The 21463-nt window shown below is 72.7% G+C and carries 18 protein-coding genes; 10 read left to right on the forward strand and 8 right to left on the reverse strand.

Translation table 11 applies throughout. The annotated features are described in order from the left end of the window. Positions 1–114 precede the first annotated feature (114 nt). The 6 genes from HHX31_RS13560 to HHX31_RS13585 are packed head-to-tail and all read right to left on the reverse strand — an operon-like array spanning position 115 to position 6850. Positions 115–1023, reverse strand: coding sequence for a sulfotransferase (locus tag HHX31_RS13560; protein WP_169948603.1), 909 nt, complete (start codon positions 1021–1023; stop codon positions 115–117). Beyond that, on the reverse strand, positions 1020–2342 hold the full coding sequence (locus HHX31_RS13565; protein WP_311931770.1) for a polysaccharide biosynthesis C-terminal domain-containing protein: 1323 nt from the start codon (positions 2340–2342) through the stop codon (positions 1020–1022). Before HHX31_RS13565 ends, HHX31_RS13560 begins: the two co-directional genes overlap by 4 nt. Beyond that, on the reverse strand, positions 2309–3163 hold the full coding sequence (locus HHX31_RS13570) for a sulfotransferase domain-containing protein (RefSeq protein WP_169948604.1): 855 nt from the start codon (positions 3161–3163) through the stop codon (positions 2309–2311). The genes HHX31_RS13565 and HHX31_RS13570 overlap by 34 nt, the downstream gene beginning before the upstream one ends. Beyond that, positions 3160–4086, reverse strand: coding sequence for a hypothetical protein (locus tag HHX31_RS13575; RefSeq protein WP_169948605.1), 927 nt, complete (start codon positions 4084–4086; stop codon positions 3160–3162). The genes HHX31_RS13570 and HHX31_RS13575 overlap by 4 nt, the downstream gene beginning before the upstream one ends. After that, the gene (locus tag HHX31_RS13580; RefSeq protein ID WP_311931771.1) at positions 4083–5561 is read right to left on the reverse strand and encodes a hypothetical protein; all 1479 of its coding nucleotides are present in this window, start codon (positions 5559–5561) and stop codon (positions 4083–4085) included. Before HHX31_RS13580 ends, HHX31_RS13575 begins: the two co-directional genes overlap by 4 nt. Then, complete coding sequence (locus tag HHX31_RS13585) at positions 5558–6850, reverse strand: YveK family protein (protein ID WP_169948606.1); 1293 nt, start codon at positions 6848–6850, stop codon at positions 5558–5560. The genes HHX31_RS13580 and HHX31_RS13585 overlap by 4 nt, the downstream gene beginning before the upstream one ends. Positions 6851–7171: 321 nt before the next feature. Here HHX31_RS13585 and HHX31_RS13590 point away from each other — a divergent pair, with 321 nt between their 5' ends. Further along, entirely contained in the window at positions 7172–8200 is a 1029-nt protein-coding gene (locus tag HHX31_RS13590) for a glycoside hydrolase family 26 protein (RefSeq protein ID WP_169948607.1), read from the forward strand. Between the two features lie 15 nt (positions 8201–8215). Here the strand turns inward: HHX31_RS13590 and cysC are convergent, their stop codons facing one another. Beyond that, positions 8216–9505, reverse strand: coding sequence for an adenylyl-sulfate kinase (cysC, locus tag HHX31_RS13595; protein WP_283244480.1), 1290 nt, complete (start codon positions 9503–9505; stop codon positions 8216–8218). 53 nt (positions 9506–9558) lie between these two features. On the opposite strand from cysC, the gene HHX31_RS13600 reads away from it, so the two are divergent. Together HHX31_RS13600 and HHX31_RS13605 are read left to right on the forward strand one after the other, a co-directional pair. After that, positions 9559–10077 (forward strand): SigE family RNA polymerase sigma factor, encoded by a 519-nt coding sequence (locus HHX31_RS13600; RefSeq protein ID WP_169948609.1) that lies wholly within the window; start codon positions 9559–9561, stop codon positions 10075–10077. After that, positions 10074–11342, forward strand: a complete 1269-nt coding sequence (locus tag HHX31_RS13605) for a hypothetical protein (protein WP_169948610.1) — start codon at positions 10074–10076, stop codon at positions 11340–11342. Before HHX31_RS13600 ends, HHX31_RS13605 begins: the two co-directional genes overlap by 4 nt. Positions 11343–11370: 28 nt before the next feature. Here HHX31_RS13605 and HHX31_RS13610 read toward each other — a convergent pair whose 3' ends face one another. Beyond that, positions 11371–12102, reverse strand: a complete 732-nt coding sequence (locus tag HHX31_RS13610; RefSeq protein ID WP_169948611.1) for a methyltransferase domain-containing protein — start codon at positions 12100–12102, stop codon at positions 11371–11373. A 226-nt stretch (positions 12103–12328) separates the two neighbouring features. On the opposite strand from HHX31_RS13610, the gene mfd reads away from it, so the two are divergent. The 7 genes from mfd to HHX31_RS13645 all read left to right on the forward strand — a co-directional run bounded on the left by mfd (position 12329) and on the right by HHX31_RS13645 (position 21450). Next, the gene (gene mfd / locus HHX31_RS13615; protein WP_169948612.1) at positions 12329–15826 is read left to right on the forward strand and encodes a transcription-repair coupling factor; all 3498 of its coding nucleotides are present in this window, start codon (positions 12329–12331) and stop codon (positions 15824–15826) included. A 52-nt stretch (positions 15827–15878) separates the two neighbouring features. Further along, positions 15879–16559 (forward strand): SurA N-terminal domain-containing protein, encoded by a 681-nt coding sequence (locus HHX31_RS13620; RefSeq protein ID WP_169948613.1) that lies wholly within the window; start codon positions 15879–15881, stop codon positions 16557–16559. A gap of 290 nt (positions 16560–16849) precedes the next feature. Further along, positions 16850–17917, forward strand: a complete 1068-nt coding sequence (locus tag HHX31_RS13625; protein WP_169948614.1) for a MazG family protein — start codon at positions 16850–16852, stop codon at positions 17915–17917. A 119-nt stretch (positions 17918–18036) separates the two neighbouring features. Continuing rightward, on the forward strand, positions 18037–19317 hold the full coding sequence (eno, locus tag HHX31_RS13630) for a phosphopyruvate hydratase (protein WP_169948615.1): 1281 nt from the start codon (positions 18037–18039) through the stop codon (positions 19315–19317). 140 nt (positions 19318–19457) lie between these two features. Then, positions 19458–19904 (forward strand): septum formation initiator family protein, encoded by a 447-nt coding sequence (locus HHX31_RS13635; RefSeq protein WP_311931772.1) that lies wholly within the window; start codon positions 19458–19460, stop codon positions 19902–19904. Then, positions 19901–20515: a DUF501 domain-containing protein gene (locus HHX31_RS13640; RefSeq protein ID WP_169948616.1), complete on the forward strand. Its 615-nt coding sequence runs from the start codon at positions 19901–19903 to the stop codon at positions 20513–20515. The genes HHX31_RS13635 and HHX31_RS13640 overlap by 4 nt, the downstream gene beginning before the upstream one ends. Beyond that, entirely contained in the window at positions 20512–21450 is a 939-nt protein-coding gene (locus tag HHX31_RS13645; protein WP_211589658.1) for a Ppx/GppA phosphatase family protein, read from the forward strand. Before HHX31_RS13640 ends, HHX31_RS13645 begins: the two co-directional genes overlap by 4 nt. The last annotated feature ends 13 nt before the right edge of the window (positions 21451–21463 follow it).

A 21463-nucleotide genomic window follows, 5' to 3' on the forward strand; every position in this document is an offset into this window, starting at 1 on the left:
TCGGGAAACAACGTACCTCCGCCGTCGGCGGAATGATGGATTTTCCCGAACTCGATGGTGTCCACCACTGACCGGCACCAGCCCTCCAATACGTAGTCGTGGGCGACACGCCGATCAGCCGTACGCCAGGGCGCGTACGCGGGCGGCGTCGTCCTGGGGGAGTGAGGCCGACATGAGGGCCCGCCGGGAGTCCATCGGGCGGTAGGCCGTACGGGACAGGCCCGTCCAGGCGAAGGCGGGGCGAGATCCGGGGCGGGAGCGCGTGCAGGCCGCGGTGATCCGGCGGGCGGCGCGGCCGGTCCAGGGCAGGCCGCACCAGTCGTACAGGTCGCGGAAGCCGTCGACGGGCGCGGCGCACAGGTCCTCGTAGCGCACGACCCTGACGCCTGCCGTCCGCCGGGCCACCGTGTCGGTGACCCGCCGCGCGGCCCGCCACAGCACGGCCGCCGCGGTGACCACGTCCCGCTCGCCGATGTGGCGCCCGAGATCGGCCACGTACGGGTGGTCACGCAGCAGGAAGGGCTGGCCGAGCAGTTCGCGCACGTCCACCCGCCAGCCGAGCCGCCGCCAGCTCGCGGCGAACGACACCGGGTCGCGGACCACGACGACCACCCGGCAGCCGAGGCGGGCGGCGAACCACTCGGCGGACAGCAGCGCGAACGGATCGTCGAGCAGCGCCCGCCTGGCCAGCAGGCGGCCCAGGGTGAACGCCGTGCCGTACTTGGCCATCCGCGCGAGGTCGCCGGGGCCGTGGTTGCGGCGGATCTCGGCCGCCCAGCCGTAGCGCAGCGCGACCGTACGGGAGAACGCCGCGAGCCAGGGCGTCTCGTCGTCCGGGCAGATGTACTGGAAACGGTGCGTCACGGACGCGTCGAGCACGCCGGGGGAGCGGCCGGGCGGGCGCTGCGGGTTCAGCGGCTCGTTGACGTAGACCAGCCGCCCGCTCGCGGTGAGCATCCGGCCCACCCAGCTCGTGCCGCTGCGCGGCAGGCCCGTGACCAGCACGGGAGGCTCGGCGGTCACGCGGCCGCCCGCGCGGGTTCGGCACGCCTCGCGCCGAAGGGGAGCAGGCCGTACCGGCGGCGGACCTGGACGGCGGGCAGCAGGTTCTTCACGAGCACGCCGCCCGACCAGCCGAGCACCGCGCCAAGCGCGCCGTACGCGGGGACGAGCAGCAGGTCGAGGGCGACCGTCACGGCGAGGGCCGCGGTCACGTTGGCCAGGCTGGCGGCGGTGCGCCCGCCCGCGACGAGCACGACGTCGACCATGCCGCAGGCGGTCGCCACCATCATCGTCGCGGCGAGGACGAGCGCGATCGCGCCGCCGCCCGCGTAGGCGGGCCCGAACAGCGGCAGCAGCCACGGCGCGAGCGCCGCGTAGCCCAGCCACAGCGGCCAGGTGAGCACGACCAGCCACCTGGTGGTGGTGCGATAAAGCGCGCGGGCGCCGTTCAGGTCGCCTTCGGCGAGTGCCCTGACCAGCCGTGCCTGCGCGGCCTGGGCGAGACCCTGACCGGCGAGCTGTCCCACCACCTTGAACCGGGTCGCGGCGGTGTAGACGGCCGCGGCGGCGGGCCCGGCGAGCAGCGCCACGACCACCACGTCGAGCCGCTGGAAGACCGACTGCAGGGCCGCCGCCGCCGAACGCGGCCAGGTGTGCCGCCAGAAGGCCCCGACCTCTCCCATGTCGTACGGCCCGAGCCCGCGCAGCCGTACGGCGGCCAGCACCGCGCCCGCCACCGGGGGAAGCGCCCAGGCGGCGGCCAGCACCTGCGGCGGGGCCGCGCAGAGCACGGCGGCGGTGACGAGCGCGAGCTGCCCGAGCGGCTGTACGGCCCCGGCGAGCAGCAGCGTCGGCCGCATGGTGCCGAGGCCGCGAGTGGCGCAGATCAGCACGTCGGACAGGGCGACGAACGGCAGGGCGGCGGCCAGCACCACCCAGACGCCGCCGGGCACGCCGGTGAGCCCGGCGAGCGGCCCCGCCGCCACGGCGACCCCCGCGCCGGTCACGGACGCGAGCACGGCCACCGGCGCGAGCACCCCGAGGACGAGCCGCCGGCCCCCGCCCGGGGCGGGGACGGGATGGTCGCGGGCCAGGGCGTGGACCAGCCCGTTGCCGGCGTCGAGGCGCACGATGCCCGCGAGCATCAGGCACACCGACGTGGCGGTGAAGAACGCCCCGGCGGCCTGCGGCGAGAGCGACCGCGTGACCACGAGGACGAGCGCGAACTGCCCGCCCGCGGCGGCGGCCGCCGTGGCCAGGCCCGCGATTCCGTGCCGGAGAAGACCGCCGGGCCGCGTCGGGCCGGTCAGCGCCGCCACGAGGGCACCGCTCCCAGCCACGGCACGAGCAGCGCGTCCCACGGCTCGAAGTGCTCCCTGAGCCGGCGGTGGACCGACGTGGGCATGGGCTGACGCGGCCGGGCGTTGTGCCGCTCGAACGCCACGTCCCCCAGCCGGGGCAGCCCGAGGAAGCCGAGCACCCGGTCGTATGCGGTGGCGGGGTCGCGGAACAGCAGCCCGCTGTCGAGCACCAGGATCCGGTCGCGCCCCACCAGGGGCTCCAGCCGGGCGAGCTGCTCGGCGTACCGGCCCCGGGCAAGGTACGCGTGATGCCGGTGCGCGTGGCTCGCGTAGCCGGGGTCGGCCCGCAGCCGTTCGGCCTCGCCTTCCAGGCGCTCCGGCTCCAGCGCGAGGGCGTGCTCGAAGCTCGGCTCGGTCTCGAACCCGCGCGCCAGTTCGTGCGCGTGCGCGGAGCGGGCCCGCTCGACCGGATCCCTGACCAGGACGATCAGCTTGACGCCGGGCAGGTCGGCCGCGATGCGTGCCCCCGCAAGGGGATGGAACAGGTAGTAAGGGGCCGACTCGAACGCCTGGGGCGCCAGGCCGTACCGAAAGCCGAGCATCCGGGCACTGGACGTCAGCGGGAAGTGGGCGCGATACCACGGCAGGCCACGCTCGTAGGCCATGTCGAAGTAGTGGACGCCCTTGCGCAGCACCGGCTTCATCACCAGCGGGTGGCGGGAAAGGGCGCGGTACAGCGAGGTCGTGCCGCACCGCTGCGCGCCGACGACCAGGAACGACGGCAGCACCCTCCCGGCGCTGGTCGCCCGGCCCGCGGCGTAGGAGACGGCGTGCGCCGACTGCTTCAACGGCGTCTTCACAGCAGGCACTCCTGGTGGTCCACGAGGGGGTTCAGCCAGACGGCGGGCGGCCCGAGCGGCTCGTGGCCGTCGCGACGATGCCGCTCCGCCAGGGCGATCAGGTAGTGGACCGCGGTACGGCGGGCCAGGCCCACGTCCACCCCGAACGGCTCCAGCAGCCCGCCCGCCTGGGCGAGACAGGACCGGGCGGCGACCGCGGGCGGCATCCGGCGCAGCGCCCGGTGGAAGAAGTGGTGGAGGGCGTCGAAGCCGAGCGGCACGCCCACGGCGAACCGTTCCCAGTCCCACACGAGCAGCCGTCCGTCCGCCCCCGCCGCGACGTTCCACGGGGTGAAGTCACCGTGCCAGGCCGCCTCCCCCGTCCCCTCGTCGCCGTACGGCCGGATGGCGGCGATCTCCCGCGCGGCCGAGGTGAGCAGGCCGGCGGGCACGCGGCGGGAGGAGACGGGGAGCGGGGACAGCATCAGCACCTCAAGGCCGCGCCACTCGCCGTGATACAGCAGGTCGGGCGGGACGACGACCTTCAGGGGCCGCCCGGCGAGCATGCGCAGCACCTCGCTCTCGTACCGCACCAGGCGCCTGGCCGGCGGCGAGTCGCCGATCTTCACGAACCCCGCGAGCCCCGACTCGTCGTACGCCTCCAGGATCGGCTTGCGGTTGGCGCGGCGGGCGGGCCTGACGTGGACGACCACCCGCACGCGGCGGCCGAGGACGTCGCTCAGGTGCGTCTCGATCGTGTCCGGCCCGCCGCCGACGGGCAGGGCGCGGCCCAGCGCGCCGTGCCACCACGCGCGCGGGACGACCCGCCGGGGGACGAGACGGTGCGGCAGCACGCTGCGGGCGCCAGGACGGGCGCCCTGGCCGGGGAACAGCAGGTCCATGACCTGGTCCAGGTAGCGGAGACGGTCGGCGGCGTCCCTCATCGGGCCTCCCCGAGGTCCGTTGCGACGGCGGCGTTGCGCCAGAGCAGGGCGAAGGAGATCAGGAAGAGGGTCAGGGCGCTGATCAGCCCGTCGTAGACGACCATGTAGAGCAGCACCAGGATCATCACGAGCGTCCCGGCCTTGCCGATCGGCGACCGGTCCGACCAGTAGCGCCGCACCGCGCCGGCGAAGAAGGCGACGTACAGCAGGGCGCCCGTGAAGCCCTGGCTGATCAGGAGCAGCCACAGTTGCCCGTCGCTGCCGAGCGGGGGATGGCCGCAGTCGACGCACCACGCGCTGCGGCCCGTCGTCACGGTCCGGTGGCTGCCGTACGCGTTGCGGGTGTTGCCGTAGCCGATCACCGGGGACGTGGTCGCGACCCGGATCGTGGACGTGACCGTGAACGCGCGGATGCCGTTGCTGTGCGGGTTGTCCAGCCGCTGGGCGACGATGCCGCTGAGCGGCGACAGCAGGAACGCCGCCGCGGCGACGGCCGCGACCGCGCCCGCCACCAGGGGGCGCCCGCCCCGGATCACGAGATAGGCCACCGAGACCCCGAGCCCGATCCACAGGCCGCGGTTGAGCGAGTAGACGACGGGGACGGCGGCGACGGCGAGCGCGAGCACGGCCACCACGCGCCGGTAAGGCCCGCCGTGGGCCCACCAGCCCACCACGAACCAGATCACCAGCACCGACACGTCGCTGCCCCAGGCGTTGGCCCACTCGAACGGCGCCTCCGGGCGTGGCGCGGCGTGCCCGAGCACGTGCTGAATCTGGGCGGCGGTCGGGTGGATCAGGTTGGCGACGAAGGGATGCCCGGCGATCGGCTGCGGCAGCGCCATCTCCATCGGCGAGGTGAACTCGAAGCCGGGCGCGAGCACGCCCAGCAGGCCGCCCGCGACGGCCGTCAGGAACAGCACGCCCAGCCACCTGACCAGGGTGCGCTGCGGCAGTTCGTCATGGGTGAGGTTGCCCAGGTAGAGCACCATGATCAGAAGTGAGACGTAGACGGCCAGCCGCATCAGGTAGCCGATGACCCGGCCGGTGGCGAACTCGCCGTACGTGCCGTCCGGGGTCTCTGCGAGCGTGAGCGCGCTGACGAGGTAACCCGTGAGCAGCAGCGCCCACAGGCCGAAGCCCTTCGGCACGCGGATCGGCCGCCTGCGCCACAGCATCGCCGTCATGGGCCCGGCCAGCACCACCACCGACAGCCCGCCGAGGCCGAGCGCCCACCAGACCGGATAGCCGAGCAGGAGCGCCGCGATCGGCCACGCCGCCCGCGCCGGACGACGGCGCCGGCGTCCCGCGCGGCCGGAGGGAAAGGGCTGGTCGGCGGCGGGCGGCCGGTCCCCCCACCCCGTCCTCGATCCCGGCCCAGATCCCGGCCCAGATCCCGGCTCCCGCGCCGGGACCGGCGGCGGGAGGGCGGTGACCGCGGCGACGCCGATCGCGTCACGGGGGCCGGGGGGCGTCACGCGCCCCACTCCGCGGTCTCGGGCACGGGCGCGACGAACCCCGGTGGCACGGCGACGGCCCCGAGCACGCGGGCGCCCTGCCTGGCGAGCTGACGTACGGCGCCGGCGACCTCGGTGGAGGTCGTCCGCCCCAGGCCGACCAGCAGCAGGGCGGCGTCGGGATGGGCGGACCTTCCGGTCACGACCGTCACCGGCGCGAGATGCGCGAGCGCGGATCCGAGGCCCTTGGCGAGCGGCCTGACCGCGGTCTGCGTGCTCTCGCCTCCGTGGCCGCCCCTACCTCCGTGACCGCCGACGCCTTCGAGGAGCAGCCGGTGAGGACCGCCGCCCAGCGACGTGGCGACCGCGGCGGCCATCTCGTCGAGGACCTTGGCGTCCGGCCTGGCCGGAAGCTCGGCGAGCAGCGGCACGCCGCACAGCCTCTCGATGTCCCCGCACGTGCGGACGCGGGTGTCCAGACGGTCGCGGCAGAACGCGGCGCCCACCCCGGCCAGGATGCCGAGGAAGAGCCCGCTGCCGAGGAAGAGAGGCGGGCTCGGGTGGGCCGGTCGCTCCGGCGGCCTGGCGGGGCTGATGACCGTGCCAGGCGTCACCGCGATGGTCCTGAGTGCGTCGTAGCGCAGCGTGAGGTCGGACACCTGCCGGGCGAGCATGGCCCGCCGCGCCGTCGCGGTGTGTGCCGTCGCGGTCTGGGCGGCCGTCGTCTGGGTGGCCGTGGTCTGGGTGGCGGCGGTCTGGGCGCTCTCGGTGGCCTCGTTGAGGTCGTCCTGGACCACGCGCAGCCGTGCGGCGATCAGCTTGAGCTGGGCGCCGATCGAGTCCTCGGCGGCGCGGGCGCGGTTGCCCAGGTACGCCTCCGCGTACGCCTGCGCTCCCGCCGCCGCGGCCCGGGGATCGGACGCGGAAAATGAAATGGAAAGAATGGCGGAATTGGGGGGAACGTCCACCACCACGTGCTCCCGCAATCCCTCCGGATCTGGACTTTTCAGAATCTCGGCGGCGCGGGCGGAGACGACCGCGGACCGGGCGATCTGCGATTCCGTGTCGAGATTGAGCACTTCTCGCTGCCGCGCGTTCGGCACGTTGAACTGTTCCTGCGCGCCGGTCGGCAATACCTGCACCTGGGCGGTCGCGGTGTACCGCTCGGGGGTCAGCGTGAGCGCCGCCGCGCCGCCTCCCACCCCCGCGAGCAGGCAGAGGGCGGCGATCAGACGCCTGCGCCCGAGCACCGAGCCGTACTCCGCGAGGCCGTGATCCACCCGGTGACGGCTGTGCGGCGGCAGGCTCATCGGACTCCCCGTGCCCTCGTCGGTCACGCGGCCGGGGGCCTCGGTGCGGGGGGCGTGGTCCCCCGGGCGAGGGAGAAACCGCCGGGCGCGTTCGTGGTCCCGGCGGCGGTCCGGCGGGATCCGTTTTCGAACTATAGGCCGCCGCGGAGTTTCGTCCCCGGCTATTCCCGAATTCGGCCCAGGAAATGGCTACGCAATTAGCTGATGAACTTGGACATTTCCGTACATGTGAGATGCGGAAACGGCTCCGGAGCCACGGGAATTGATGGGAAGGTGTTTGCCCATCCGGTCATTGTGAGGTCCGCCGAGGAAGGGGGCGCGATGAGACTCATCGCCGGCTTGGCCGTACTGGTGGCGGGGGCGTGCGCGACGGCCTGCACGGGCACCGCCACGAGCGGGCGGGTGCCGGAGGGCGCCAAGGCGACGCCGGTCGCCTGCGCGGTCACGGACAAGCTCATCCCGACGTGCGGGGCGTGGTGGGGGATCGCGCCCGACGTCTTCTCCGGACGCGGCCCGATCCGCTCCGTGGAGATGGCGGAACGGCGCATGGGCCGCAGGGCCGACATCGTGCACGTCTACCACCGGGGCGGTGAGCTCTTCCCCACCATGGAGGAGCGGGAGGTCGCCAAGGGCCCCCGGCTGCTGCTGGTGAACTGGAAGCCGGCCCTCGACCACACCTGGGCCGAGGTCGCGCGCGGCGTGGTGGACGCGCGCGTCGACCGGCTCGCGGAGCACATCAGGCGCACCTTCCCCGGCCGGTTCTTCCTCACGATCCACCACGAGCCGGAGAACGACGTGCGCGAGGGCGGGGGGTTCAGCGCCGCCGACTACGTCGCGATGTACCGCCACGTGGTGACGCGCCTGCGGCAGCAGGGCGTGCGCAACGCGGTGACCGTGATGACCTACATGGGCGCGCCCAACTGGGCGGCCAAGCCGTGGTTCGGCCGGCTCTACCCCGGTGACGACGTGGTCGACTGGGTGGCCTTGGACCCGTACGCCGACGGCCGGGTGAGCGACTTCGCCGGGCTGGTGAACAAGACGCGGCCCGACGTGCCCGGCTGGCCCGGGTTCTACCGGTGGATGCAGGCGAGGTTCCCGGCCAAGCCGATCATGGTCGCCGAGTGGGGCGCCTTCGAACGGCCGGGGGCGCCCCGCTTCAAGCGCGACTTCTTCGACTCGGTCCAGCGCCAGATCGGGGACTACCCGCAGATCAAGGCGCTGGTCTACTTCGACTCGCCGCTGGCTCCCCGTGGCGACACCAGGTTCGACACCACGCCGGGCGCCACCCGGGCGTTCACCGAGCTCGGGCGGTCGCGCCGCTTCACGTCGACGCCGGTGCCGCCCTCCTGAAACCCGGGAACGGCCTCAGCGGACCCAGCCGCCCGAGGTGACCAGATTCAGCACGGCGCCGACCGCCCGCTCGATCGACATGTCCGTCGTGTCGAGGACGAGGTCGGCGTCCTCCGGCTCCTCGTACGGGTCGGAGATCCCGGTGAACTCCGGGATCAGCCCGGCCCGTGCCTTCGCGTACAGGCCCTTGCGGTCGCGGCGCTCGCACTCCTCCAGCGGGGTGGCGACGTGGACGAGCAGGAAGTCGCCGCCGACCTCCTCGACCATCGCGCGCACCTCGTCCCTGGTCTCGGCGTACGGCGCGATGGGGGCGCAGATCGCCAGGCCGCCGTGCCGGGCGACCTCGGCGGCGACGAAGCCGATCCTGCGGATGTTGCGGTCGCGGTCCTCCCGCGAGAACGTCAGCCCCGCGGACAGCATGCGCCGCACCACGTCGCCGTCCAGGTAGGTGACCGTGCGTCCGCCGCGCTCCAGCAGCGCGTCACGCAGCCCCCGCGCGATCGTCGACTTGCCAGAGCCGGACAGCCCGGTGAAGAACACGACGAGCCCCCGCCGGTGCGGCGGCCCGGGGATCGTGACCGGCGCGGGGCCCGCGTAGTGCTCTGTGGCGCCGTAGTTGCGCGCCACGTGCTCGCGGAGCTCCAGGTCGATCTCGGCGTCCTCGCGCGGGGCGAGCGGCACCGCGACCACCGTCGCACCGGGGAACCGCTCGGCGGCCTTGAGCGCGGCCCGCACCACGGCGGGGCCGCCCTCGCCGAAGACGAGGGGCATGAGGAGCACCGTCGCGTCCAGTTCCTCGGCGGTCGCGGCCACGTCGTCGAGCGCGGCGGAGTCGAGCGGCCCGCGCATGGTCACCGCGAGCACCTCGCCGTCTGGCAGGCCCTTGCGCACCTCCTCCGGCGTACGGCGCAGCCGGGCGAACGGGCCGTACGCGGGGGTGTCGAGCGCCTCGACGGGTCCCGCGGCGTGATGGCCGTCACGTTCCACGATGGTCAGCACCGCGACCGCCGCGCCCTCGGGGTCGGTGAGCGTCACCCGGTCGCCCGGGCCGAACTCGTCGGGAAGGGCGATGGTGATCGGGTCGGGCCAGGGCGCGCCGCCGGGCAGCCGCCCGCGCGTCGCCACGCTCTCCGCCTCGCCGGAGGTGAGGAAGCCGGTCAGCGGCGCGTACGCCCCGGAAAGCAGTAGCTCCAGGTCGGCCAGCTCACGTGCGTCGGGCGTCCACTCGGTCATGGCATCCGTTTCCGCTTGGTCGATCGGACCTCGATGGGGTCGGTTACGCACCCTACTGGCATCGGCACGCATAGCGCGCCCACGCTCGCGCGTCTACAGGCAGACGTCAGTCCGAGGAGGTGATCGTGGACGCCGCAGAGGAGCGACGATTCCGCGCGTTCGTGTCGGCCCGCGCGCCGGCGCTCATGCGGCTGGCTTATCTGCTGACGGGAGGGGACCAGCACTCCGCGGAGGACCTGCTGCAGACCGCCCTGGCCAAGGCCGTCACACGGTGGAGCGGGATCGAGGAGCCGGAGGCGTACGTGCGCCAGGTGATGTACCGGCAGCAGATCAGCTGGTGGCGGCTGGCCTGGCGGCAGCGGGAGACCAGCGTGGCCGACGTGCCGGAGCGGCCCGCCGGGCGTCAGGGCGCCGACGACGCGGAGCTGAGGATGATCCTGCGCCGCGCGCTCGCCCGGCTGACGCCCCGGCAGCGCGCCGTGCTGGTGCTGCGCTATCTGGAGGACCTGCCGGAGAACGAGGTGGCCCGCATCCTCGGCTGCTCCGTCGGGACCGTGCGCAGCACCGCCCACCGGTCCCTCGCGCGGCTGCGTACGACCGCGCCGGAACTCGCCGATCTGCGCCTGAGTGAGGTGATCTCATGACGCCCCGCATGCTGAAGCAGGCACTGGAGGAGTGGTCGCGAGAGGCCCAGGTGCCCGGTGACCTCGCCGACCGCGCGCTGCGCCGCCGGTCGCGGCTGCGCCTGACGAGATTCGCGGGGGCGGTCTCGTGCGCGGCCGTGGTGGCGGCCGTGGTCCTGCTGGTGCCGCTCGTCGTGGTCCCGCGCCTCACCGCGCGGCCGATCTCGCAGGTGGGCGGCCCGCCGGTGGTCGTTCCCGTCCAGCCGTACCAGCCGTCGCCCCCGGCGGAGGGCGTGCTCGCCGACACGGAGAACTCGCCGCCGAAGACGATGATCGCGGCGGGCCGGGTGGCCGTCTCCGCCTACGTGACGTGGCGGTGGCGCACCGACGACGGCGGCCGCAGGCTGCTCGACCGCACCTGGTATCTCCTCGACCCCGTGACGAGCCGCTACGAGAAAACGGAGTGGGGCTGGGCCGAGGTCGCGCCCGGCCTGCGCTGGGCGGCGGTCCTGGAGAAGGACCTGCCCGTACGGAGGATCGGCGTCTTCGACATGGAGACCCGGCGGGTGCGGGCCTGGGTGGCGGTCGACCACCCAGTGGGCGGCGTCGCCTGGTCCCCGGACGGCACACGCCTGGTCGCCACCGCCTACGACGAGTCCCCCGACCTGGACACGACGTCCGTCCAGGGTAGGCGGCAGTGCCCGGTGCGGGTCGCGACGACGCCGGACGGCCCCCCGCAGCCGCCGTACGAGACGATCGACACCAGCCGCACGGGCTTCTACGTCGTCGACGTGGCGACCGCGACGGCGGGGGACTTCCACGCCGTCGATCCCTGCCTGACCGAGAACAGCAACGTCAGGCGCGACTTCGGCTGGAGCGACGACGGCGCGCTGGTCCGCGAGGCCAGCAACGTCTGGAAGCGACCTGACGGCTTCTACGACCTTGCGGGCAGACCGCACGACGCGCCCTCCGGGTACGTCGCGACCGAGTCGAAGGCGGGCGTGTCGCCCGGCGGCACGCTGCTCGCCGGCCCCGACGGCATGCCCACCAAGGTCACCGAGCTCTCGACGGGCAGGGTCGTAGGCCGGCAGAAGGTGCTCCAGCTTCTCGCCTGGGCCGACGACCGCCGCCTGGTCGCCCTGGGCTGCGCGGGCGCGTGCGGGAACGAGTTCCACAACGGCCTGGTCCTCGTGAGCGTCGACGGCAGGCAGACGGTTCCGCTGTCGGCGTACCGGAAGAACAGCCAGAGGCCCGAGGAGTGGCAGCCGGTGTTCGCCCTCAGGTAGCGGCTCGGATGAGCCCTCAGGTAGCGGCTCAGATGAGGCGGGCGAAGTGGTTCTGCGGGCGGCGGATCACCATGGTGATCTCGTCCTCGGTGCCGTTGAGCCCGCCTCGCGAGAGCGCGGACACGACCCGGCAGACCATGGAGACCAGGCCGCCGTGCGGTCCCCGCCTGGCCGGGCCGCTCACCGCCGAGTAGTCCTCGGCGATCATCAGCCCGCGCATCAGGCAGTACGCCTGGATGCCCTCCCGGGAGGCCAGCGGCTCGTACACCGCGGGGAGCGGCCCCACGGACCCGGCGGGGGCGAGCGCGCGCCACAGCATCCGCCGCAGCCGGCGGGGGGTCACCCGGTCGCAGAAGCCGTACGCCGACTTCCTGTCGCGCATCTTCAGCAGCAGCAGCCCGCCGGGGCGCAGCCCGGCGACGAGCCGGTCGAGCACCAACTCGGAGTGGCGGATGCGTTCGAGGAGGAACGACACGTAGACGACGTCGAAGGAGCGCGGCGGGATCGGCACCAGCCGCAGGTCGCCCAGGTAGGACGCCTCCAGGTCGCCGCGGGCGGCGGTCTGGACCCGCAGGGGCGGCAGGTCCTCGTCCACCCCCGTCATCCTCGGCTCGTACCGCCCCACGTCGAGGACCCCGCCCCGGCCGCATCCGGCGATGAGGATGTCGAGCCGCCGCCCGAGCTGGTCGGTCCACTGCTCACGAATCCGCTGGCTGAACACGTCGTCCTGGTCGACGGACGACACCCGAACCTCTGTCATGCCACTGAGAGTAATCATTTGAAGACTCGGAGTTGCGCATTTGCCGTCACCCATCTTGTCCGGACCGGGCGGCCGAGCGGAGCGAGGCGAGCGCGCAGGGCGTAGCCTGGATAGCCGCGGCCCGGTTGGAGCATCTCGTCGATCTTCGCTCAGGCGGGGACCGGCCGGATGCCGGGGCCGTTTCCGTACGCCTGCTGTCTTTGTCACGGGGCTCTTGAAGGCATCGATGTCTCTTTCCGGACTGCTCGACCTCCTATCCGCAGAACCCGGGCTGGCCGCCGCGCTCGACGCGGCAGGGCAGTCCGCCGACCCCGGTGCCGAGCTGGTGGCGCCACCCGCGCTGCGGCCGTTCGCCGTGGCCGCGCTGTCCCGCGTACGGCCCGTGCTCGCCATCACGGCTACCGGGCGCGAGGCGGAGGACCTCGCCGCCGCCCTCACCAGCCTGGTCGACGAGAACTCCGTGGCCGTCTTCCCCGCCTGGGAGACGCTGCCGCACGAACGGCTGTCGCCGCGCAGCGACACGGTCGGCCAGCGGCTGGCCGTGCTGCGGCGGCTAGCGCACCCGATCGAGGGCGACCAGACCGCTGGCCCGCTGCGGATCGTGGTGGCCCCGGTGCGCTCGCTGCTGCAGCCGATCGTGGCCGGGCTCGGCGACCTCGCGCCCGTACGGCTGCGCGCCGGAGACGAGGCCGACCTGGACGCCGTCGTGGCACGGCTGGTCGAGAACGGCTACCACCGGGTGGACATGGTGGAGAAGCGCGGCGAGGTGGCCGTGCGTGGCGGCCTGCTCGACGTGTTCCCGCCCACCGAGGAGCACCCGCTGCGGCTGGAGTTCTGGGGCGACACGGTCGAGGAGATCCGCTGGTTCAAGGTGGCCGACCAGCGCTCGCTGGAGATCGCCCAGGACGGCCTGTTCGCCGCGCCCTGCCGTGAGCTGCTGCTCACCGACGACGTACGGCGGCGCGCCCGCGAGCTGGCGGAGGAGCACCCTGCGCTGAAGGACGTGCTCGACCAGCTCGCCGAGGGCGTCCCGATGGAGGGCATGGAGGCGTTCGCGCCCGTGCTCGCCGGGGCCATGGACCTGCTGCTCGACCACCTGCCGGTGCGGTCCGCCGTGTTCGTCTGCGACCCCGAGCGCATCCGCGGCAGGGCCGTCGAGCTGGTGCGTACGAGCCAGGAGTTCATGGAGGCGTCCTGGATCGCGGCCGCCGCCGGCGGCGAGGCGCCGATCGACCTGGAGGCGGCGGCCTTCCGCTCGCTGGAGGAGGTGCGCGACCACGCCCGCGAGCTGGGCCAGCCGTGGTGGAGCATCGCGCCGTTCGGCGAGGGCGTGGAGCTGGACGCGCAGGACGTCGAGGCCTACCGGGGCGACACCCAGCGGGCGCTCGCCGACATCAAGGGCTGGCTGGGCGCCGGCAAGGCCGTCGTGCTGCTCAGCGAGGGCCACGGCCCGGCCGAGCGCATGGTCGAGCTGCTCAAGGGCGTGGACGTGGCGGCGCGCCTGGTGCCGTCCCTCGACGGCCCGCCGCCCGCGGACGTCGTGCAGGTGACGACCGGCAGGATCGACCACGGTTTCGTCACGCCGGGCGTCGCCGTGCTGACCCACCTCGACCTCGTCGGGCAGAAGGCGTCCACCAAGGACATGCGGCGGCTGCCGTCGCGCCGCCGCAACATGGTCGACCCGCTCCAGCTCAAGATCGGCGACCACGTCGTGCACGAGCAGCACGGCGTGGGCCGCTACATCGAGATGGTGCAGCGCACGATCCAGGGCGCGACCAGGGAATACCTGGTGATCGAGTATGCCAAGGGCGACAGGCTCTACGTGCCGACCGACCAGCTCGACGAGGTCACGCGGTACGTCGGCGGCGAGGCGCCCACGCTCAACCGCATGGGCGGGGCCGACTGGGCCAAGGCCAAGACCAGGGCGAAGAAGGCCGTCAGGGAGATCGCCGGTGAGCTGATCCGGCTCTACTCGGCCAGGATGGCCTCCCCGGGCCACGCCTTCGCCCCCGACAGCCCCTGGCAGCGGGAGATGGAGGACGCCTTCCCGTACGCCGAGACGGGCGACCAGCTCGAAGCGATCGACGAGGTCAAGCGCGACATGGAGCGGGCCGTCCCGATGGACCGCCTGATCTGCGGCGACGTCGGCTACGGCAAGACCGAGATCGCGGTGCGGGCGGCGTTCAAGGCGGTGCAGGACGGCAAGCAGGTCGCGGTGCTCGTGCCGACGACGCTGCTGGTGCAGCAGCACCTGTCGACGTTCGGCGAGCGGTTCGCCAGCTTCCCCGTCACCGTGAAGCCGGTCTCCCGCTTCCAGACCGACGCCGATGTGCGGGAGACCCTCGAAGGCCTGCGCGCGGGCTCGGTCGACGTCGTGATCGGCACGCACCGGCTGCTGTCGCCCGAGGTGAAGTTCAAGGACCTGGGCCTGATCATCGTGGACGAGGAGCAGCGGTTCGGCGTCGAGCACAAGGAGGCCATGAAGCACATGCGCACCCAGGTCGACGTGCTCGCCATGTCGGCCACGCCGATCCCGAGGACGCTGGAGATGGGCCTGACCGGCATCCGTGAGATGTCGACCATCCTCACCCCGCCGGAGGAGCGGCACCCGATCCTCACCTTCGTCGGGCCGTACGACGACAAGCAGATCGCGGCGGCCGTACGGCGCGAGCTGATGCGCGACGGCCAGGTGTTCTTCGTGCACAACCGGGTCCGCACGATCGACAAGGTGGCCGCGCGGCTGCGCGAACTGGTCCCGGAGGCGCGGATCGCGGTCGCCCACGGGCAGATGAACGAGAGCCAGCTCGAAAAAATCATGGTGGATTTCTGGGAGCGCAGCTTCGACGTGCTGGTCTGCACCACGATCGTCGAATCGGGGCTCGACGTGCCCAACGCCAACACGCTCATCGTGGACAGGGCCGACAACTACGGCCTTTCGCAGCTCCACCAGTTGCGCGGCCGGGTCGGCCGGGGCCGCGAGCGCGGCTACGCCTACTTCCTCTACCCGCCCGAGTCGCCGCTGACCGAGACCGCGCACGAGCGGCTCGCCACGATCGCCCAGCACACCGAGATGGGCGCGGGCATGTACGTCGCGATGAAGGACCTGGAGATCCGCGGCGCGGGCAACATCCTCGGGGCCGAGCAGTCGGGCCACATCGCCGGCGTCGGCTTCGACCTGTACGTCCGGATGATGGCCGAGGCCGTGCAGGAGCAGAAGTCCAAGCTCGCGGGTGAGAGCAAGGTGGAGGAGCGGCCCGACGTCAAGGTCGAACTCCCGATCAACGCCCACGTGCCGCACGACTACGTCACCTCCGAGCGGCTGCGCCTGGAGGCGTACAAGCGGATCGCGGCGATCGGCTCGGAGGAGGACATCACGGCGGTCCGCGACGAGCTCACCGACCGGTACGGCAGGCAGCCCCAGGAGGTCGACAACCTGCTGGAGGTGGCGCGCTTCCGCATCAGGGCGCGGCGGGCGGGCCTGACGGACGTGACGCTGCAGGGCCAGCAGATCAGGTTCGCGCCCGTGGAGCTGAAGGACTCCCAGCAGGTGCGGCTGCAGCGGCTCTATCCGCGCTCCATCTGGAAGCAGGCGGCGGGCATCCTGCTCGTCCCGGTGCCCAAGACGAAACCGATCGGTGGTCAGCCGCTTCGGGACCTGGACCTGCTGAAATGGTGTGGGGACCTGGTCGAGGCCCTGTTCCTGGAGCCGATGCGGGTACAGTGACCCGCGAAATTGTCAACATATGCGTGGCCGGTGTCGTTCGGGAGGATCGTCCGTGAAGTCGTATCGAGTGCGCGCCGCCGTGGCGCTGGCGGCGGCCGGTATCGCCGTGACCGCCTGCGGCGGCCCCGTGCAGGCGGGTTCCGCGGCCATCGTGGGCAAGGAGCGCATCACCTCCAGCCAGCTGAACGACGAGGTCCGCGCGCTGCGCGCCGACCTGGCCGCCAACAAGATCCCCGAGAACCAGCTCCAGCTGTCCTTCTCGCTGCCGCAGACGGTCCTGCTCAACATGACCACGAGCAGGCAGTTCCAGGAGCTCGGCAAGCGCAAGGGCATCACGGTCACCGACCGCGAGGTCGACGACGTGGCGACGGCCCAGGGCGGCTGGGACGAGTTCAACAAGGTGCTGCTGGCCAACGGCATCCCGCTGGACGAGAGCCGTGACTTCATCCGCGCCGTCATCATCCGCAACAAGCTGGCGCAGCAGTCCGGGGCCGGTCAGGACCAGGCGAGCCAGCAGGCCGCCCTCCAGAAGATCGTCGAGGAGGCCGACTCGGCCGTGCCGGTGAAGTACAGCCCGCGCTACGGCAAGTTCGACCCCCAGCAGGGCTTCGTCGCCGACGACCGCTTCGGCGCCCCCGCCGGTGCGGGGGCCCCCGGTCCGGAAGGAGCCGGCGCACCCGAAGGAGCTGGCACGGAAGGAGCCGGCACGGAAGGCGCCCCCCAAACCAGCTAATCCCCCACCCCGGCCGTGATCTTGTAGTTTGTCGCACGTACGGCCGTGACCTGCGGGTTCACTCTTCGTGATCATGCAGTTTTCTCGCGATCTGGCCTCTGGCCTGGCGATACATAGTGCGTGATCTTGCAATTGCAAGATCACGCACTATGTTGTGCCTGGCGGTCGTGCTCCCGGCCGAATTCGCGCAAGATCACGAAGGGTGAAAGTGCAGGTGAAGGGGGTTGCCTGCGACTAATTGCATGATCACGCCGGGGGTGGTGGGGGCGGGGCGTGAATAGGGTGGGGGTATGGCGTTGATCGTGGTGACCACCTCGCCCAGGGTCGCTCCGGGGCTGTTCTCGCCCGCGGCCTGGAAGGCCCTCACCGGGGGGCGGGTGCTCACCGGCACCCCCGGCCATCCCTGCCTGCGCTACCTGGACGAGGCCGGCGTCCGGGTAGAGGTGGTGACCCCGGACCCCGGCGCGATCGCCCGCGAGAGCCGTACGGACACGATCGTGTGGCTGGCCGCGCAGGACGGCGACGAGGACTTCATGCGGGCGGTCGGCCACGCCGCGATCTCCCTCGACGAGCCGCCGGAGATCGAGGTCGTCCCCGGCTCCTACGACCTGCCCGGCGCCCGGCTGATCGATCTCGTCCAGGTCATGGACCGCCTGCGCCGCGAATGCCCGTGGGACCGCAAGCAGACCCACGAGTCGCTCGTGCCCTACCTGGTCGAAGAGGCCTACGAGGTGCTGGAGACCATCCACGAGGGCGACTACGGCGCGCCGCTGCGCGAGGAACTCGGCGACCTGCTGCTGCAGGTGGTGTTCCACGCCAGGCTCGCCATGGAGCGGATGGGCACGGACGGGGCGGCGGAGGGCGACGGCTTCGACATCGACGACGTCGCGGCCGGGATCGTGGAGAAGCTGGTCCGCCGTCACCCGCATGTCTTCGCGGACGTCGCGGTCTCCGGCGCGGGCGAGGTCGCCGACAACTGGGAGACGATCAAGGCGGCGGAGCGGGCCGCCAAGGGGGAGACCCCCTCGGTGCTCAGCGGCGTTCCCATGGGCCAGCCCGCGATCTCCCTGGCCGCCCAGCTCCTGCGCAGGGCCGGCCAGGCCGGCGCGCCCGGTGTCCTCGCCGAGGATCTCGCCGCGCCCGCGGGCGCCCGCCTGTTCGCGCTCGTACGGGAGATCCAGGATGCGGGGCTCGATCCCGAGGCCGAGTTGCGGGCCGCGGCCAGGGAGTACCGGCGGCGCGTGGAGCACTGGGAGAGCGCGCAGGGCTCCTCCCCAGAAGACGCGCCGGGCTCCCCAGAAAACGCGCAGGCCCCCGCACAGGACGCGCAGGGCCCCGCCGCATCCGGGCGCGGCTGAACTCACGCCCGTACGCCCCGGGGGACACGCGAGTGGATCGGGCGGCCCTCCGCCGTACCGGGTAGTAGGGACCGATAGGCTCGGGTGGCAAACCGCCCGCCATTTTGCTAGGAGCGTTCGTGGCTGCCATCGAGGCCATCACCGCCCGCGAGATCCTCGATTCCCGTGGAAACCCCACGGTCGAGGTCGAGGTACTGCTGGACGACTACAGCACCGGCCGCGCCGCCGTTCCGAGCGGCGCCTCCACCGGTCAGTTCGAGGCTGTCGAGCTGCGCGACGGCGACAAGAAGCGCTATCTCGGCAAGGGTGTCGAGAAGGCCGTCCTCGGCGTCACCGACGAGATCGCCGACGAGCTGATCGGCTTCGACGCCGAGGAACAGCGTCTGATCGACCAGACGATGATCGACCTGGACGGCACCCCGAACAAGGCCCGCCTCGGCGCCAACGCGATCCTCGGCATCTCGCTGGCGGTCGCCAAGGCCGCCGCCGACAGCGCCGACCTGCCCCTGTTCCGCTACGTCGGCGGGCCGAACGCGCACATCCTGCCCGTGCCGATGATGAACATCCTGAACGGTGGCGCGCACGCCGACACCAACGTGGACATCCAGGAGTTCATGATCGCGCCGATCGGGGCCGAGACGTTCTCCGAGGCCGTGCGCATGGGCGCGGAGACCTACCACACGCTCAAGGGCGTGCTGAAGGAGAAGGGCTACGCGACCGGCCTGGGCGACGAGGGCGGCTTCGCGCCCAGCCTGCCGTCGAACCGCGACGCCCTCGACCTGATCATGGTCGCGATCGAGAAGGCCGGATACACGCCGGGCCAGGACATCGCGCTCGCGCTCGACGTCGCGGCCAGCGAGTTCCACAACGACGGCGTCTACACGATCGACGGCAAGGGCGTGTCGGCGGCCGAGCTGATCTCCTTCTACGAGGACCTGGTCCGCTCCTACCCGCTGGTCTCCATCGAGGACCCGCTGAACGAGGAGGACTGGGAGGGCTGGAAGGCCATCACCACCTCCCTCGGCGCCAAGGTCCAGCTCGTCGGCGACGACCTGTTCGTCACCAACCCCGAGCGGCTCGGGCGCGGCATCCGGGAGGGCGCGGCCAACGCCCTGCTGGTGAAGGTGAACCAGATCGGCACGCTGTCGGAGACTCTCGACGCGGTCGACCTGGCCCACCGCAGCGGCTACCGCTCGATGATGAGCCACCGCTCCGGCGAGACCGAGGACACCACGATCGCCGACCTCGCCGTGGCCACCAACTGCGGCCAGATCAAGACCGGCGCCCCGGCCCGTTCCGACCGCGTGGCCAAGTACAACCAGCTCCTGCGCATCGAGGAGCTGCTCGACGACGCGGCCCGGTACGCCGGTCGCGGCGCCTTCCCGCGCTTCCAGGGGTAGCGGCGCCAGATGCGGGTAGCCCGGCTGCACACGCCCCGCGCGCGAGCGACTTCGCGACGCGGAGCGTGTACGGCCGGGACGGGCGGTTAGTGTGGCCGTCGAATCGGGCCACGCGCTGACCGACCGGGAGGGGTGGTTTCGTGGCGGCGAAGCGGCCGCAGCTCACCGGGCGCGCGGCGATCCTCGCGATCGTCGTGTGCGCCATCGCCATGAGCCTCGCCTATCCCGTACGGGAGTACGTCGCGCAGCGCAGGCAGATCGCCCAGCTGGAGGCACAGCAGGCGAACGCGCTGCGCAAGCTCCAGAACCTGGAGGAGCGCCGCCGGCGGCTGGAGGACCCGGAATACATCAAGCGCCTGGCCAAGGAGCGGCTGTTCTACTGTGAGCCGGGCGCCGACTGCTATCAGGTGCTCGACGAGGAGCAGGCCGGCGCCGCCGCGGCCAAGGCGGGGACCAAGTCACCGGAGCGGCCCGCCTGGTACGTCACGCTCTGGCGGTCGTTCGAGGCGGCCGACAAGGGGCGGTCCGCCGCACCCCAGCAGGGGCAGCCGAGCCCGGCGCCGGCTTCGGCGGGCGCGGCGGGATGAGGGCCGTGGACGACGCCACGGCCGCGGCGGGCATCGTGAAGGGCGAGGAGAGCGACGTGGCGGACGATCGGGTGGACGCCGTGGACCGGGCGGACCTGGCGGCGGCGGGGGCGCAGCTCGGGCGGCAGCCGCGCGGGGTGCGGGCCGTCGCCCACCGGTGCCCCTGCGGGCTGCCCGACGTGCTGGAGACCGCGCCGCGCCTGCCCGACGGCGCGCCGTTCCCGACCTTGTTCTACCTGACCTGCCCGCGGGCGGCCTCGGCGATCGGCACGCTGGAGTCGTCCGGGATGATGCGGCGGATGCAGGCGCGGCTCGCCGAGGACCCGGACCTCGCGGAGGCCTACCTGGCGGCCCACGAGGACTACGTCGCCCGCCGCGACCGTGCGGCGGAGGAGGACGGTCTTGAGCCGCTGCCGCGCGACATGCAGAGCGCCGGCGGCATGCCGGGCCGGGTCAAGTGCCTGCACGCGCTGGTCGCCCACGAGCTGGCCGCGCCGGGGGTCAACCCGTTCGGCCGCGAGGCGCTGGACGCGCTGCCCGAGTGGTGGGCCGACGGGCCCTGTGTCGTCGTGGAGCAGCGGGAAGAGCCGATCGGAGGCCGGGAGGGATGAGCGTGGAGACCAGGCGGGTCGCGGCCATCGACTGCGGGACCAACTCGGTCCGGCTGCTCATCGCGGACATCTCGGGCGACGACCTCACCGACGTCGAACGCCGGATGGAGATCGTCAGGCTCGGCCAGGACGTCGACCGTACGGGACGGCTCGCGCCCGAGGCCCTGGAGCGGACCTTCACCGCGATGCGCGGGTACGCCAAGCTGATCAGGGAGCACTCCCAGGACGGCCAGGTGCCGGTCCGCGTGGTCGCCACCTCGGCGACGCGCGACGCCGCCAACCGGGACGACTTCGTCTCCGGCGTACGGGACATCTTCGGCGTGGAGCCGGAGGTGGTGTCCGGTGACGAGGAGGCGCGGCTGTCCTTCACCGGCGCGACCCGGGGCCTCGCCGGGTCCGCCGCGGAGACGCCCTTCCTGGTGGTGGACATCGGGGGCGGCTCCACGGAGTTCGTCGTCGGCTCCAGGGCCGTCGAGGGCGCGCTGTCGGTGGACATCGGCTGCGTACGGCTGACGGAACGCCACCTGCGCGACGACCCTCCGGCCACCGGTGACGTGGAGGCCGCGGTCGCCGACATCGAGGCGGCCATGGACCGGGTCGAGGAGAGCGTCCCCGTGCGTACGGCGCGCACGCTGGTCGGCCTGGCGGGCTCGGTGACCACGGTCGCCGGGATCGCGCTCGGCCTGCCCGCCTACGACCCGGCGCGCATCCATCACTCGCGCATCGCCGCCGAGCGGGTCCACGAGGTGTCCGCGTGGCTGCTGGCCGCGACGCACGACGAGCGGGCGGCCGTCCCGGTCATGCACCCCGGCCGGGTGGACGTCATCGGCGCGGGCGCGCTCATCCTCGACCGCATCGTCCGCCGCTACGGCTTCTCCGAGGTCGTGGTGAGCGAGCACGACATCCTCGACGGCATCGCCTGGTCCCTGGCCTGAACCCGGCTCCGGA

Origin of the sequence: Microbispora sp. H11081, assembly GCF_012999535.1 — a bacterium.
GTDB lineage: Bacteria > Actinomycetota > Actinomycetes > Streptosporangiales > Streptosporangiaceae > Microbispora.